The following is a 15,625-nucleotide window of genomic DNA, read 5'->3' as shown; positions in this document are numbered from 1 at the left end:
CTGGCATTTTTTATGGTGACTTTCGATAGTAAGGACCATCTAGCACATAGGATTAGAGCGCATTCTCAGTCGGTAAACGAATACCTACGTTAGTGACTTTACCTTCATATAGCCCCGCCACCACCCAATGCAACGACTGCCAGTGGAACTGATCCCCAAGTACAGGATTAGCGCCAAGCTGAGATACCACAAGGTCTGCGACTGTCATATCATCAGCGAGATTATCTAAACTCAAACCATAAATAGGCGCGAGATCCGCAAGCTTAACGTCTGTTTCAATAAAGAAATCACCGAAGAATCGTTGTACTTCTTTATTTTCTGGCGCTTGGCTAAAGAGGTTACTCAAGGCTTCTAAACTTTTCTCCTGCCCCAGCACACAGAGTATATCGCCCGCTTCGAGGCGAGTGCTACCCGATGGATGCAACAAAGTGTCATCCCTAAATACCGCCGCAATCCGTGTCCCATCTGGCATAGCCAAGCGCTTTAGCGGCTCACCAATACACCACTTACTTTCACTCAAACGATAGACAAACACTTCCCATTCGCTGCTCGGGTAAATTTCAACTCCCGAGCGCGAAACGGGTAACGGCTTTGGGGGCAGTTCCACCTTAGCTAAACGCGCTGCTGTGGTCAAAGATGCACCTTGAACCAGCAACGACACTAATACAACGAAGAAGGCTAAGTTGAAGTACAACTGAGCACCCGGTAAGCCCGCCATCATAGGGAATACAGCTAAGATGATAGGCACAGCGCCGCGTAACCCCACCCAAGAAATAAACCAGCGGTCGCGACTGCTAAAGCTCTTAAATGGCAATAGACTGATCCATACGGCGACAGGGCGAGCAAATAAAATCATTCCGAATGCCAGAGCAAAACCTGGGATCATGATATCGACTAAATCTGAAGGGGTAAGCAATAACCCTAATACGAGGAACATGCCGATTTGACTGACCCAAGTCATACCATCCAGTACGTTCAAAATCGCATGACGGCCACGGGTTGGCTTATTGCCGAGGAACAGACCCACTAAGTAAATCGACAAAATACCGCTACCACCCAGTTTGTTGGACGCAGCATAAATAATCAGACCACCGCTTAAAACTAAAATAGAGTACAGACCATCAGCTAACTTGCTTAAATTGACGAGCTTCCACAGCATCCAGCCGCCGCCTAAACCTAAACAGATCCCCAGACCAAATTGCTTAATAAAGCTAATAAGCATAAAGCTGAAGGACAACTCACTGTCGACATTGGCAAGAATGGCAATCAAGGTTACGGTTAAGAATACCGCCATGGGATCGTTACTACCGGACTCAATTTCTAAGGTCGCACCAACCCGCTCGTTAAGGCTACGCCCTTTAAGCAGGGAAAATACCGCAGCGGCATCGGTCGAGCCCACAATCGCGCCCACCAGCAAACCTTGCAACCAATGCAAGTCGAACAACCATGCGGCCATCATGCCGGTAATACTGGTCGTAATGGCAACGCCAAAGGTCGCCAACGATAATGCAGGCCATAGCGCCACCCTAAAACTGGCAACGCGGGTGCGCATACCGCCATCGAGTAAAATAATCGCTAAGGCTAAGTTACTGACTAAATAGGAAGTTGAATAATCATCAAACTGGATTCCACCAAGGCCATCTTCGCCAGCCAAAATACCCACAGCGAGGAAAATCAATAAAATAGGGATGCCCAAACGGGAAGACATAGGACTAAGTAAAACACTCACTGCTGTAAGCAAGGCGCCAATCAGAAAAAAACTATTGATGGAATCTGCATCCACAAACGCCTCCTTAATACAGGTTGTTTAGTTAAACGATAGACAAATCACCGAGGTTAAAAATGACTCAACTCACAATTTTATGATTTTATATTAGCACAAAAATATCGAATTATTGGAGCGTTAAATATTAAATTTCAATCATCTACATAAAAAATGTCATAAAACCAACTTTCTATTAACCTTTAGATAAAAGCTAACGTAAAACCTAAAGGATAGCAGAACATCTCCACACGACTTAATAAGAATTAAAATAAATAAATATCAAATAGTTAAAAATAACAAACAGAACGTAAACTCAAATCATTCAAGCAAAACTCAGCTCACAAACCTGTATAAACTAACGGTATCATAGCCAATTTAGTACCAGATAAAATAATGTCGTGTAAAGGGTGAATATTTGAGCATTATTCTTAAGCTAATTGTTTTAACTCCATTTATTTGCCAATGAGATGATTTAAACTCACTTTATCCGATGAGCAATAGCCTTGTCAGAAAAGGACCGCACTCTGTTTTCCCAAAACAAATCAATTCCAGTAACGCCATACATGCTCGCCATTCAAACAGACGCGTTTTAGATTGGTTAATTTTTTCATCAAGCAGGAAGGCATGCACAAGACAATTGAGTACAGCAGGTTTTAACGACAAGACTAAATACTGACAATTGACGCCGCCAAGGAAAACCGTTAAAACAAAAAATTAAGCGATAAATACGCCGTACTGATCATATTTCAGTTGAAATAATGTCCAAAATAAGGAAGGATGCGAGCTTCGCGCGCCAGTGCATTTTGCTCGTCAAATTGCCGCTCTCGTTTTAAGAGAGAAAGCTGCGTTAAACACGCTTTTTTATTAACAGGAATCGTAGTATCCGCTTATGAGTATGCTTCGCACCACAGCTTTATTATTGACTTTGGTTTTCCCTAGTCTGTCCGCTTTAGCAACGGAATATCCTTTACCAGCCGCCCAAAGCAGGCTAATTGGCGAGAACCAGTATTATACGGTTCCAGAGGGTAAACACACTCTCGAAGATATCGCAGCCAAATACCAGCTTGGTCTCAGTAACCTACTCGAAGCTAACCCAGGTGTGGATCCATTTCTGCCAAAACCAGGTAGCCAACTGATCATTCCATTGCAATTGATCCTGCCAAACGCTCCCCGTGAAGGCATAGTGATCAACGTGGCTGAAATGCGTTTGTATTACTATCCAAAAGGCAAAAAGACTGTTGAAGTGTTGCCTATTGGTATTGGCCAAATCGGTAAAGACACACCAGAAAACTGGGTGACCACTGTACAACGCAAGCGTGCGAACCCAACTTGGACGCCCACACCGCGCATTCGTAAAGAATATGCTGCTAAAGGTGAAATCCTGCCAGCGGTATGGCCAGCCGGTCCAGATAACCCTATGGGACTGTATGCGCTGTATATCGGCAACTTGTATGCGATTCACGGTACTAACGCGAGTTTCGGTATTGGTTTGCGTGTCAGTCAAGGTTGTGTGCGTTTACGCCATGAAGATATCGAGCATCTATTCAAGACTGTACCAGTGGGAACCCGGGTACAATTTGTGAACCAGCCGATTAAAGCAACCGAAGAGCCAGACGGTAAACGCTACTTAGCCGTGCATCAACCATTGTCTCGCACTGTGGCGGAGTTTGAATCAAATGAGCCCGTTGCGATATCACTGCCAAAAGAGATCGCTAAGTTTATCGCTAAAGCTGACACTGATTCTTCTGTGATCAAGAAGCTACTCGATGAACGTACTGGTGTGCCAATGCGAATTAATCAATAATTCACTGGCGAATATCACCTAAAAAAATACCCGCAATCTGCGGGTATTTTTTTGTCATGTCAGGCTATTCACTAACGTAATAGACTAACATATCAATCACATAAAGGTGCACACAGGGCCAAGAAGTGAGTCATAGCAGCACTGTTTGCTAATACGCGTTGATCGAAGTTTTGCAACGCAGGCGTTTCAGTACAAGCACCTACACGAGCACCACTTCGTACTAAACAAGCTTCAAAAGACGTATCAAAATGATTGAAGATCAAACCATCCTTAACAGGACACCCATCAATCTCACCGTCTACCGCAATCGGGAAATAACCACCTAAAGTATCGCGCAGATCGAGACTAAAACGTCCAGGCACTTGGCTTGGCTCAAAAGAATACACATAGGCTTCACGACTCAAGACATCTTCATGGCAAGTTAAAATACCGTCTCGGCTCGCAGCAAGCAGTAACTGTGCGTGCTCTAACAATAGCTTACCTTCAACCGATGTATGTTCATTCGCTTTAGGTTTACCGTTCTCAAATACAAAACCACGATTTGGGTTTTCGCCGTATTTATTAAATCTATGACCACGACTGAATCCAGTAGGATTGACGAGAGGCAATAAACTCAAGTTCACCCGTTCAAATAGGTCTGCTGAAGCTTCACTCAAAAAATGCAACAAACCCCATGGGCCTGCAGATTCTTCGCCATGAAATCCTGTGCTGATCAATAAAGAAGGTAAGCCTGACTTAGCGGCCGGTGACTGATACAAGCTAACATCGTATTTACCCACTTCACCCAATGTTTTCTCAACCATGCCCAAACGGGTCATTTCCTGCTCAAGCAGCAGATAGAAATTATCAATATCAGTGCTTTCACAGTTAAAAATATCGCTTTTCCACTGAAAGGATTCGAACGGAGATCTGCTTACCATATCTTGTACTTATGCCAGAAAAAGAACTGTGCCATCATAGCAGTTCTTTTCAAAAACTGAATGCTATTCAACTGATTTCGATGAAATCCGAGCAGTCGTCGACAGTGGTGCAATCTGTATCGATACCTGCGAATGTATCAATTGCCTGTCGTTAATGGTATCCAGCTTGAGTAAGACATTTAACGAATTAAAAAATAAGCTCGGCAGGACGCACTTATGAACACTCAAATCACCTTTTTTATCGCCATTTCGGCCAGTGTTTTCAGTCATACGCTACAGGCCCAATGCCGCGCCGAGCAAGATGCGCAAGCCTTATATGCGCTCGAAGCGAATATAGAGACCTATACGCTACAAAATGGCCTAACAGTGCGATTACTGCCCATGACAGATAAACAGACAGTCACAGTCGCCAGCCAATTTAATTTAGGTGCCCGCAACGAAGCCCAAGGTCAGAGCGGTTACGCCCATCTGTTTGAGCACATGTTGTTTAAAGGGAGTGAAAATGCCCCCGGCGATACCTATGCTCAGCAGTTCAGTGCTTTAGGTGCACGTTTTAATGCCAGCACGCATTTTGACTACACCAACTACTATGTGACGCTGCCAAACCAAGCATTAGAACTGGGCTTATATCTCGAAGCCGATCGCTTTATCCGCCCTAGCCTTAACGCCACTACGGTTAAAAATCAGCAGGAAACCGTACTGCAGGAAATGGCACAAACCATAGATAATCAGCCCTATATCCGCAGCGCGATGGCGTTTTTACTCGAGCAAGTAAAAGGCACTCCCTACGGTCACGGTATTATTGGCAATCGCGAAGATATCTTGCAAGCCACACCAGAAAACCTAACAGCCTTTCACCGTGCTTATTATCGTCCCGATGCGATGCAGCTTTCCCTTGTCGGCAAACTAAGCCCACAAACCCGACAATGGATTGAGCAAAATTTTGCGGCTTGGTCTAGGCCAACGATTGCTGAACCTGAATTTTCTGAGTTAACAATCCAGCCTAAACAAGTACATGCTGAGTTAGTTGATGAGCGCGGACCTTGGCCCGGATTACTGCTCGCTTGGCATACCGTAGGTAAAGATCACCCCGATGCTGCGGCAATTCGGCTGCTAGAAGGCTATTTATTTCAAAACACCGCCAGTGCACTCGCTAAACTCAGTCTGCATAATCCCGAACAAATGCTCAGCTACTCCCTGCCCTTTGAGTTAGAAAATCACGGCATAGCGAATATCGTCTTGGTTCCACGGGCACGGACCTCACTCGATGCCTTAGTGCAAAAAGTATTGGGACTTGTGGCACAAACGCAGCAAGATGCTCTGGATGAAGCAAGTCTTTGCACACTTAAACAAGTGTGGTTAAACAATCAATTACAACAACTGGATGACACACAGGCCTTAGCCATCAAGCTTTCCGCAACGTCGCCTCAAGATAAAGACCATCCCTTTACCGCGCAGTGGCAACGGATCAACGCAGTCACGGCCGACGATATCCAAAGCGTCGCAAAACGGTATTTCAACCAAGATTATGTCCGAGTCGACCTACTGCCACCTTGGTATATTCGCTGGGGTAAAATGCTACTGGAATGGCTGCCTAACGATATGAGTGACAGTTTAGAGGATGCGGTATTATGACGACTCAGACAATGTCAAAGCAGCTACAAGGCTTAATGTTCTGCGCTGTGGCTTTATCACTAAACGCCTGCCAGCAGACGCAAATCGTCTTCACGCCGAGCGAACCGCCGAGTTTGGCCCATTTTGAAACGCCAAACTCTTTAGCCCATTCTTTGCCTAGCTCTTTGAACAATCATTTACCCAAAAGCAGCGTCATTATCCCCGTAACGGATGAAATTTTTACCGATGAAGTCCATACCGAATTGGATTTACCCTATCAGTTACATCGCCTTGCCTCACTTCAAATGAATAGCAGTGTGAGCAACAGGGTCAGTTTAGCGGCAGTGAGCCCGCAAGTTCCCTTCAATAATCCTGATATTTTACAGATTGCCTTTCAAGAAAAGGCCCGCGCACTTGCCATTAGCCGCGCAGATCCCTGTCTTGAGACTTTCAATATGCGTGTCAGCTTGCACAGCATTAATTTAAGCCTCACTTGCCCCGACGATGTTAACCATATCTACGGCTTACTACTGCAATTTTTGCAGCCAGATGCCTTTGTTGATGCGACAACAGCCCCCGTCGATGTCGACAATATTCGCCGTCAACTCAAGCTCAATAAACACTTAAACGCCTTTAGTGGCGCCGAGATAGATAAAGTGTGGCGCGATAAACTGCTCGGCCCTGAACATCCCTACAATAGAGTGATCAATAATAATGCATTGTTCGATTCACTCAGCCTAAGGCAACTACAACAAATCCAACAGCAGGCGGTAACACAAGCACAGTGGCATCTTTTTCTACCCAACTCTTTGGCAAATAACGCTAAATTTGACCTTCAAGCTAGCCTTAAACTGTGGCCATTATTGCCTAATTCAGTGCCGAAAGCGGATAAACCAGAGACAGTAAAGCCTCAGCAAATCAAGAGGATTTACCTTATTGATGCGCCGGGCAGCGTGCAAACCCAAGTCCGCCTAGGTTATGCCATAGATCATGTCCTAAGTGATGCATCAACTCAGCAGCAACTGAACCCACAGGAAGTAGCCTTAAGCTGTCGCAGTTTATCCGCACTCATGGGCCGCAGTTTTTCGGGCAGACTCTACTATGATTTACGGGAAAAACGCGGCCTCACCTATGGCATCTACGGCCAGTGCGCCAATGCACCGCTCTCCAGCAGCATCAAGTTTTATGGCAGTACAGCCATAGAACATACGGGCGCGTTTGTGGTGGGCATACTCGATCACCTCGCACTCGTTAAGACGCAAGGTGCTAGCCAAGGTGAAATCAATGCACTTAAAACCTATTTGATCGGTGAAGATTTGCTCAGCCAAGACAACAGCATTCAACGGGAAAACCAATACATCCACCAAGTCGCGACAGGATTAACTCAAGTTGATGTGCAAAAGCTGAATGCAGAGTTGCAAGCTCTAACGCCTGATAGGCTACAACAGTTAGCAAACGCGGCTTTTAGTAATGATCCATTGATTATTTTGCGGGGCGATGTTGCTCGAATTCTTCCTGACTTAAAAACCAAGCTACCAGAGTGGCAGTTTGAAAGGGTCAAGGTTGGCCGAACTGACAACTAAAGCCAAATAATCCTTCTAAAAGATTCAAATGCGCGATCGACAGATTAGAGCTTATTGGTCGCATTGTCGCTGGCAGGCGGTGCGCCATTATCCCCCTGCGTCATCTGTTCATGGCCTTGTTCCATTTGTTGTAAATCTTCCATCGCCGAATCCTGCTGCATGGCCTGCGGATCAGGATCCGCTGCCGGTAATACCGCCATATTGTCGGCATTCGCGCTATTTGGCGTAGCAGGTTGATCAGGAGCCATACCATTTACGGCCTTAGACCCCTCGATTGCCGGAGACACCTCAGTTTTCAACGTGCTGTCACTAAGATTAGGTAACCACTCACGCAATTGCTCGGGTCCAAAACTAAAACCTAACGCTATGACGACAGTTGCCACTGCAACATACAGCCAAGGGCGAATCGCCAGATTATCACCTCTTAGCAAAGTGCTTTCACTGGCATATAAATGCGCATCCGAGCGTTGAGCTATTGGCGCGAGTGCTTGTAGCATGTCCGGCAAGGCATCGAGTTCAGGACCTTTAATACGCTGACCAATAAACTGCCCACCTTCGTAAATCTCCATCTGATGACTGGCGACTTCACCGTCAACCACACCAGAACTGGTAATAATCAACTTATTACAACAGACTCTTCCGCGAAATACGCCGCAAACCCGCAGCTCATGACAACTGACTTCACCAGATATTTCGCCACCAAGTTCGATCTTAATTTGTCCTGCTGATCTAATCTTGCCCTGCAATTTACCCGCAATGAATGCCGCGCTCTCTAACTGAATGTCGCCCTCAATCAAGGTTTGTGCACTGATAACCGTAATGCCATTGCCCTTACTCGCCATAGGATTCATTCCATATCATTATTTTTGTGACAAAGATGTTATGGTAAAAGTCCTCGAGAATAAAGCACTGGTTTCGCTTAGTATTTAACCTAAGCTTCAGAGCGGGACTTAAGTCACGTCAGCGACTATGTTACCCTGCGCATCTTGCCATATGGCTCCCGAGTACCTGAATATGAGTAACAGGATGCCTCAAAAAGGTGAGTGCTGATATCGCACTAAATTAAGCCTAAAGAGCGCAGGATCTACTGCGACAAACACCGAAAACAAACCGCCAACGAGACCCCGACATGGCACATTCAAACTCCGCTAGCTCGCAATCGATAACCCCAATCGTGACACCACTTGAAGCGTATCGCGCCAAGGTGAGCATAGATCTCATTGACGATCCCGCGCAGCAACAGGCGGTGTTGGCGCTCGATGCGCTATTTAAGCAGTTGATGCTACGACCACATTCAGCACACTTTCCCCTTATCAACAAACAAGCAATCAAAGGTCTGTATCTGTGGGGCGATGTGGGTCGGGGCAAAACGTTTCTGATGGATTTGTTTTTCGATTGTTTGCCGAGTGAAGGCAAGTTAAGACTGCATTTTCACCGATTTATGGCGCGGATTCACCAAGCATTACGCGAACATTCGGGTAAACGAGATCCGTTAACTCTCATAGCTAAAAATCTCGTAAAAGAGTGCAAGGTGCTGTGTTTCGATGAGTTTTTTGTCTCGGACATTGGCGATGCCATGATACTCGCTGGGCTCTTTGAATGCCTATTCAAACAAGATGTGGTGCTGGTCGCCACCTCAAATATTCCTATTGAGCGCTTATATGAGAACGGCCTAGCTAGGCACAGATTTTTACCTTGCATCCAACTGCTGCAAACACACACTCAAATGCTGCATCTCAATGGCAACCAAGACCATAGAATGCACGCCATCAATGCTTCATTAAACAACGAGATTATCATTGATAGCGCTGAAGTTAACGCCTCGATTTCCCGTAATATCGGCATTACCGGAACACTCGATTTTGAGCAGATTTTTGACAAGCTAGTGAATGGGTTAACGCCAAATACACCCTATATGAGCGCTATTGGCATTAGTGATAGCAGAATGAGTAATGCTAGCCTCACCATCTGCAACCGTGAAATCCCAGTGATCCGCGCCGCTATAGCACCAACAGGCAACTCAGTCGCTTGGTTCGACTTTTATGCCCTATGTGACGGCCCGAGATCCCAACTCGATTACATCGAAATCGCCAGTCGATTTAAGATCTTAATGGTAAGCGGCGTTCCCAAATTAGGTGGCGAAATGAAAAGCTGGATCCGTGCCCGCGGCACAGAGGACGGTACAGGTGATAACCAAGCCGCAGCCACGGGCGAGCGCAAACTCTCCTATGCGGCCAACGACGACCCAGCACGGCGTTTTATCAGCTTAATTGATGAGTTATATGATCAAAATGTCAGCTTATATCTCAGCTGCGACGTGCCACTGAGTGAACTCTATCAAGGTGGCGCACTCAGTTTTGAATTCCGCCGCACCTACAGTCGATTAATAGCAATGAGTCGAAGTGAATGGCCGTAAAACATTAGCGATTTATCGCTCTGTTGAGTTAGACCAAAACCCTAATATTGATAAGCAAGAAGTTAGCCATCACGATAAAAATTCGAGGAACAATTAGTGACAAGATAATTCATGCATTCAGAATATAACAAGTCAAATACGCTATTTGCAGATACAAGCCTAGAAAGATGAATAAGTACCTAAATTGAAAATCTGCAATCATAGACAAACTAGTACAACAAAAAAAATTATAATAATTAAAAATCAAATACATAAAATAGAAAACTCATCTGCCATAATCGATTCAATTCACACAACTAAATGACTCATTACGTTCAATTTGCTTCTAGCTGTTGCTAACCTTGAGTTTTAAGGTACGGTGTAACTTAGTTTCAATTGTTCTAATTTACAGCCTATAGGTTTAAATCGATCAAATTTACAACCTGCAACATAAAAGCTGAAAAATATAATCTATAGTTTATGCAATCAACTAAAGACTCATGATTCTGAATAAGCGCCATGACACTTAGTTCGAAGTATTCGCTAGAAAATATTAAGAACTGCCTTAAACGGAACTATTTTAAATACAGGGACGATTAACTTATGTGGTTACGACAATTTAAGATTGGCTCACGATTAATTGCTGCGTTTGGATTACTTGCTCTTGTGTTGCTACTTCAAGGAATCATGTCATTACAGACGATGTCATCCATGCGATCCACTGCAGAAGAAATTGAAGATAATACCCTACCTACGCTGGTCAGTCTGTCGAGCATCAACCTCAATGTGATGCGCGCTAGGGTGTTTACATTTCGCCTGTTATTAGCAAATTCGGCAGCAGAACTTAACAAAGGACTCGATACATTAAGGCAAATCCGCCAGAGTATTAAAACGGATCAAAAAAACTATGAGCCTTTAATTAGCCTGCCAGGTGAGCAGGAGCTCTATCAAGAATTTAGTGGCAGCCTTGATCTGTATTTAAAGCATCAAGATGAGATGATCAGCAAGCTACAGGCGAATGATGCAGCCGAAGCTAAACGGATCATGGATGATGTCATGATAGTGCAAGCCGAAAAAATGACAAAGACGCTCATTAGCATTGGCAGCTTGAATACTGAATATGCAAAGGAACAAGGTCAAATAACTGCACAAGCCTACGACGAGAGTAAATGGCTAAACAGCATTATGATAGTGGGCTCCTTAATCGCTGCATTTGTAGTGGCAATATTTTTAACTCGCAGTATCGTGCAGCCAATGAAGGAAGCTGTAGGCATTTCAGTAGCAGTCGCAAGGGGGGATTTAACACAGAAAATCAGTACAGAGGGTAAAGATGAAACCAGTCAACTGATGCAATCATTAGCTGAAATGCAGCAAAACCTGCGCGACACTTTATCCCATATAGCAAACTCCTCTAGCCAGCTCGCCTCCGCCGCCGAAGAACTCAATTCTGTCACCGAAGATGCTTCCCGCGGCATACAGCAACAAAATGATGAAATTCAGCAAGCGGCAACTGCGATTACCGAAATGAGTTCGGCAGTAGATGAAGTTGCCAATACGGCGGTGCTCGCTTCAGAAGCCTCTGAAGAAACCGCCCGCAGTACCGAATTAGGTAAAAAACAGGTAGATCAGACAGTCGCAGCCATTATCGACATGAATCAGGATGTAACGCAAAGTTCACAGGTTGTTCAAACCTTAGCGATTCAAGCGAGGGATATAGGCAAAGTTCTCGATGTGATCCGCGCCATTGCTGAGCAAACGAATTTACTGGCCTTAAACGCAGCCATTGAAGCGGCGCGAGCGGGCGATACAGGCCGTGGTTTTGCGGTTGTTGCTGATGAAGTTCGTGCCCTAGCCCATCGCACTCAGTCCTCGACCCGTGAAATTGAAGACATGATTAACAAAATCCAGCACGGCACCGAAACGGCTGTGCAATCGATGCAGCACAGCGGCCAAAAGGCTGAACAGGCACTCTCAGTCGCAAGATTGGCAGGGGATGCATTAAACACGATTAATCGCCAAATCAGTACGATGAATAACAGCAACATGGTCATTGCAAGCGCCGCCGAAGAGCAAGCGAAAGTCGCACGTGAGGTCGATAAAAACATTGTGAATATTAGTGATCTTGCCAGCCAAAGTGCTGCGGGGGCACAGCAAACCAGTGCCTCAGCACATGAGCTCTCAAGACTCGCCGTTGAACTGAACAATCTACTGACGCGATTTAAAGTCTAGAGTATCACTTTATAATGGAATCAGAGGGTAATGGCACAAGATGTGTTAAACCGTTACCCTCAATGCATAACGCTATGATCTAGTTTAATAAAGCATTCCATAATACAAGCAAGACTCAAGAGTGCTAGGACCGAGTTTGCGGTGCATGATTAAAGTGCATAGCCAGTTCACTGATATCAGTGGCAACCCATTCTGGCTCGATACACTCGACCAAATGCGCCGCCATAAAATCCACCAGTTGCATGGCGGCATAGGGCAAACGGCGATCTTTACGGCCAACTAGATACCAGTTACTTTCGAGCGGAAACCCCGTAACAGTTAGAATTGCAGGTTTTTCGCGCCCTTCTTGCAAGGTATGCGCCGAAATCACCGACAAACCTAAGCCCGACGCGACGCTCAAGCGTATCGCCTCATTACTCTCGATTTGCATAGTGTCACCGAGCGTGATGCCTTGTCCGCTGCACCAAGACTCGAACATTAAGCGGGTGGCTGACCCCGGTTCGCGCACGATAAAACGCTCATTCTTAAGCTCGTTAAAATTCACTTGCTCACGACCCACAGCCCAATGCTCCTTTGGTGCAATCAGTTGCAGCGGATTTTTAATGATGCGTGCAGATAACACGTTATCGCCACTTGGAGGATGACTGAACAGGTATAAATCATCTTCTTGACGTTCAAATCGACCTAATACATGGGCACGGTTACCAATGTTTAAGGTCACTTTAACCTGTGGAAACTGCCGATAAAATGCCCCTAAAATCCGTGGTAACACGTATTTGGCGGTAGTGACAATACCGATATTGATGTGACCGACACTGCCACCTTTAGCCTGCTGCATAAAAGCATCAAAATCCTCAAAACGACTCAAGGTATCGCAAGCTGCGCGGTACAACTCATTACCAATCAAGGTCGGTAACATGCGGCCATCACGACTCTCGAGTAATGGCTCGCCCAACACATCGGCCAGTTTTTTAAGCTGTAATGACACTGTGGGTTGAGTTAAATGCAATGCCCTCGCAGCTGCGGAAATATTACCTAACCGCACCACTTGCACATACACCTGCAGTAACCGAAAACTCAAATGCCGCAATTTAAGCTGAGTCGATGACGAACGCTTATCCATAGACAATTATCTATACCTAGGTGGTAAACAATTTATTTTTCAATATAACCAATTAGGTCCAAAATCACCAGCCATCAGGATCACCCGACAAACAAGCGCGTTTTGTACGGCTTAAAAGTCAAACTTAATGAGATACCCATGCCCGATATTGTCATTGCATTTTTCGCCTTAGGCCTGTTAGCTGGCCTAGTGAAATCAGATCTTAAAGTCCCACCCGCGATCTACGAAACCCTATCCATACTGTTAATGCTTACCTTAGGTTTAAAGGGCGGAATGGCGCTCCACGGTCACACTCAAAACTTAGTGTTCACTGAGCTGTTAGCGGTTGTTGCCTTAGGTTTGATTATCCCCTTGGCCTTATACCCTGTACTAACCCGGCTGGTTCGCATTGGCCATACCGATGCCATTAGTATTGCCGCCCATTACGGCTCCGTCAGTGCGGGAACCTTTGCGGTGGTGATGGCTATGGTTGAAAAATCTGGGCTGATCTTAAGGCCAGAAACGACCCTGTATCTCGTTCTGCTGGAACTACCTGCTATTGTCGTAATGCTCTGGTTACACAGATACTTAAGTGCCAAAAAAGCAATTGAAACATCACCCAAAAATGAAACTCAATCAAGCGTGTTGCACGAAGCCTTAACCAGTCGTGGCGTTGTATTACTCCTTGGCGGTGTGGTGATAGGTTGGCTTTACGGCCCAACGGGACTTGCGCCGCTTACACCTGTGCTACTAGGCGGATTCAAAACCTTACTGGCATTATTTTTACTGGAAATGGGCTTAGTAACGGCCAAAGTGTGTTTGCCGCTACCACTTAAACAATGGCGGTTATTAATGTTTGCCGCCGTAGCGCCCTTTGTATTGGCTTGGTGTGGTATTGGTGTAGGTGTTTGGCTGGACTTACCTTCAGGCAGCATTTTAGTGTTAGCGGCATTAAGTGCCAGCGCATCTTATATCGCAGCGCCAGCGGCCATTCGTGCCGCAATCCCCGAAGCCAATATAGGGCTGGCTATGCTGGCCTCACTCGGCATTACGTTTCCGGTTAACGTGTTAATTGGCTTACCCTTATATCAACATTGGGTAACGCTCATTACAGCTTAGTACTTCTTCGCCGAATAAAGTCCAATGAAAAGGGAGGCATTATTGTCTCCCTTTTCATTGGCATAAGCGTAAACAATTTAAGATGCATCACTGTGATGTGTGGCTTTATCCTGATACATGGCTTTATCGGCGGAATCTAACAGATCCTCTAAGCTCATATCCGAATCCGGTGTCCAATGGGCGATACCTATGCTGGTCGCCAATCTATGTTGCTTAGGATGCTGTTGATTATATTGATCAAGTAACTGCTTAAAACGCTCGATGACCCGATTGACTGTATCGCTATGCACAAAACTTAATAACACCACAAACTCATCACCGCCAAGCCTTGCGATCACATCCGACTCCCTAAAAGCAGTCATTAAGATATGGGCAAAATCGTATAACACTTGGTCGCCCTTGCGATGACCAAAGCTGTCATTCACTTCCTTAAAAAAGTCGAGATCGAAGAAGAGTAAGGCCGACTCAGATTCGGTACGTCGACAACTCGCCAGTGACTGATGGGCCAGTAATTCAAAACCACGTCGATTCGAAATAGCCGTCAAGGGATCTAAGGTATTTTGCGCGATAGAGAGTAATTCAGCCTCTACCATTTGTCCTAAATCCGTTAAGGTTTCAATGTCTTCAGCCGTAAAATCCCGCGGTTCAGTACCGATTAAACACAAAGTACCCACCCGATATTGCTCGTGAATGGTGAGGGGATAGCCGGCGTAAAAGCGAATATGCGGCTGCTCAGTCACCAGAGGATTGTCACTAAAGCGGGGATCTTTGAGGGCGTCGTTCACGATGAAAATGCCGTCATGATTGATCGCATGTCCACAAAATGAAATTTCCCGAGGTGTTTCAGTCACCTCCAATCCTTGACGGGATTTAAACCATTGCCGATCGGCATCTACTAAGGTCACAACACAGATGGGCAAGGAGAAAATTCTGCGCGTAAGCCGAGTAATACGATCGAAACGTTCCTCGGCATCGGTGTCGAGCACATTAAGTGCCCGTAACGTAGCCAAGCGTTGCAGCTCGTTTTCAGGAATTGTAGGTAATTGCATGGCACTCTCAGCTAACTGCTCTCATTAAACTCTAGCCTAAATGGT

At 45.5% G+C, this 15,625-nt stretch carries 11 protein-coding genes; 6 read left to right on the top strand and 5 right to left on the bottom strand.

Translation table 11 applies throughout. From position 1 onward, the window contains the following. Positions 1-52: 52 nt before the first annotated feature. Entirely contained in the window at positions 53-1,783 is a 1,731-nt protein-coding gene (locus tag L5M49_RS12165) for a potassium/proton antiporter (protein ID WP_105251569.1), read from the bottom strand. 871 nt (positions 1,784-2,654) lie between these two features. Here L5M49_RS12165 and L5M49_RS12160 point away from each other — a divergent pair. Further along, a complete protein-coding gene (locus tag L5M49_RS12160) occupies positions 2,655-3,569 on the top strand; it encodes a L,D-transpeptidase family protein (protein ID WP_105251568.1) in 915 nt (304 codons plus the stop codon). Positions 3,570-3,661: 92 nt separating this feature from the next. On the opposite strand, the gene L5M49_RS12155 is transcribed toward L5M49_RS12160, so the two are convergent. Then, positions 3,662-4,489 (bottom strand): M14 family metallocarboxypeptidase, encoded by an 828-nt coding sequence (locus L5M49_RS12155; RefSeq protein ID WP_105251567.1) that lies wholly within the window; start codon positions 4,487-4,489, stop codon positions 3,662-3,664. 216 nt (positions 4,490-4,705) lie between these two features. Here L5M49_RS12155 and L5M49_RS12150 point away from each other — a divergent pair, with 216 nt between their 5' ends. Both L5M49_RS12150 and L5M49_RS12145 read left to right on the top strand, forming a co-directional pair. Then, positions 4,706-6,124 (top strand): M16 family metallopeptidase, encoded by a 1,419-nt coding sequence (locus tag L5M49_RS12150; RefSeq protein WP_263266155.1) that lies wholly within the window; start codon positions 4,706-4,708, stop codon positions 6,122-6,124. Further along, positions 6,121-7,686 (top strand): M16 family metallopeptidase, encoded by a 1,566-nt coding sequence (locus L5M49_RS12145; protein ID WP_263266154.1) that lies wholly within the window; start codon positions 6,121-6,123, stop codon positions 7,684-7,686. Before L5M49_RS12150 ends, L5M49_RS12145 begins: the two co-directional genes overlap by 4 nt. Positions 7,687-7,730: 44 nt before the next feature. Here L5M49_RS12145 and L5M49_RS12140 read toward each other — a convergent pair whose 3' ends face one another. Further along, positions 7,731-8,528 (bottom strand): polymer-forming cytoskeletal protein, encoded by a 798-nt coding sequence (locus L5M49_RS12140; RefSeq protein WP_263171896.1) that lies wholly within the window; start codon positions 8,526-8,528, stop codon positions 7,731-7,733. 287 nt (positions 8,529-8,815) lie between these two features. Here L5M49_RS12140 and zapE point away from each other — a divergent pair, with 287 nt between their 5' ends. Continuing rightward, a complete protein-coding gene (zapE, locus tag L5M49_RS12135; protein WP_263266153.1) occupies positions 8,816-10,102 on the top strand; it encodes a cell division protein ZapE in 1,287 nt (428 codons plus the stop codon). 582 nt (positions 10,103-10,684) lie between these two features. Then, on the top strand, positions 10,685-12,310 hold the full coding sequence (locus tag L5M49_RS12130; protein WP_168822572.1) for a methyl-accepting chemotaxis protein: 1,626 nt from the start codon (positions 10,685-10,687) through the stop codon (positions 12,308-12,310). 124 nt (positions 12,311-12,434) lie between these two features. On the opposite strand, the gene L5M49_RS12125 is transcribed toward L5M49_RS12130, so the two are convergent. Then, the gene (locus tag L5M49_RS12125; RefSeq protein WP_173242949.1) at positions 12,435-13,433 is read right to left on the bottom strand and encodes a LysR family transcriptional regulator; all 999 of its coding nucleotides are present in this window, start codon (positions 13,431-13,433) and stop codon (positions 12,435-12,437) included. Between the two features lie 138 nt (positions 13,434-13,571). Here L5M49_RS12125 and L5M49_RS12120 point away from each other — a divergent pair, with 138 nt between their 5' ends. After that, positions 13,572-14,531 (top strand): sodium-dependent bicarbonate transport family permease, encoded by a 960-nt coding sequence (locus L5M49_RS12120; protein WP_263266152.1) that lies wholly within the window; start codon positions 13,572-13,574, stop codon positions 14,529-14,531. A 77-nt stretch (positions 14,532-14,608) separates the two neighbouring features. On the opposite strand, the gene L5M49_RS12115 is transcribed toward L5M49_RS12120, so the two are convergent. Beyond that, complete coding sequence (locus tag L5M49_RS12115) at positions 14,609-15,580, bottom strand: sensor domain-containing diguanylate cyclase (RefSeq protein WP_263266151.1); 972 nt, start codon at positions 15,578-15,580, stop codon at positions 14,609-14,611. Positions 15,581-15,625: the final 45 nt, after the last annotated feature.

The sequence above is a fragment of the Shewanella sp. SM74 genome, from assembly GCF_025653725.1.
Taxonomy (GTDB): Bacteria; Pseudomonadota; Gammaproteobacteria; order Enterobacterales; family Shewanellaceae; genus Shewanella; species Shewanella oncorhynchi.
Note: the sequence above shows the minus strand (reverse complement) of the source record. Positions and strands in the feature narration are given on the sequence as shown.

Bases quoted from the DNA above. Each gene is read 5' to 3' on its own strand.
- L5M49_RS12130 (WP_168822572.1), top strand. From the start codon at position 10,685: ATGTGGTTACGACAATTTAAGATTGGCTCACGATTAATTGCTGCGTTT.
- L5M49_RS12125 (WP_173242949.1), bottom strand. From the start codon at position 13,433: ATGGATAAGCGTTCGTCATCGACTCAGCTTAAATTGCGGCATTTGAGT.
- L5M49_RS12145 (WP_263266154.1), top strand. From the start codon at position 6,121: ATGACGACTCAGACAATGTCAAAGCAGCTACAAGGCTTAATGTTCTGC.
- zapE (WP_263266153.1), top strand. From the start codon at position 8,816: ATGGCACATTCAAACTCCGCTAGCTCGCAATCGATAACCCCAATCGTG.
- L5M49_RS12150 (WP_263266155.1), top strand. From the start codon at position 4,706: ATGAACACTCAAATCACCTTTTTTATCGCCATTTCGGCCAGTGTTTTC.
- L5M49_RS12115 (WP_263266151.1), bottom strand. From the start codon at position 15,580: ATGCAATTACCTACAATTCCTGAAAACGAGCTGCAACGCTTGGCTACG.
- L5M49_RS12120 (WP_263266152.1), top strand. From the start codon at position 13,572: ATGCCCGATATTGTCATTGCATTTTTCGCCTTAGGCCTGTTAGCTGGC.
- L5M49_RS12155 (WP_105251567.1), bottom strand. From the start codon at position 4,489: ATGGTAAGCAGATCTCCGTTCGAATCCTTTCAGTGGAAAAGCGATATT.
- L5M49_RS12140 (WP_263171896.1), bottom strand. From the start codon at position 8,528: ATGGCGAGTAAGGGCAATGGCATTACGGTTATCAGTGCACAAACCTTG.
- L5M49_RS12160 (WP_105251568.1), top strand. From the start codon at position 2,655: ATGAGTATGCTTCGCACCACAGCTTTATTATTGACTTTGGTTTTCCCT.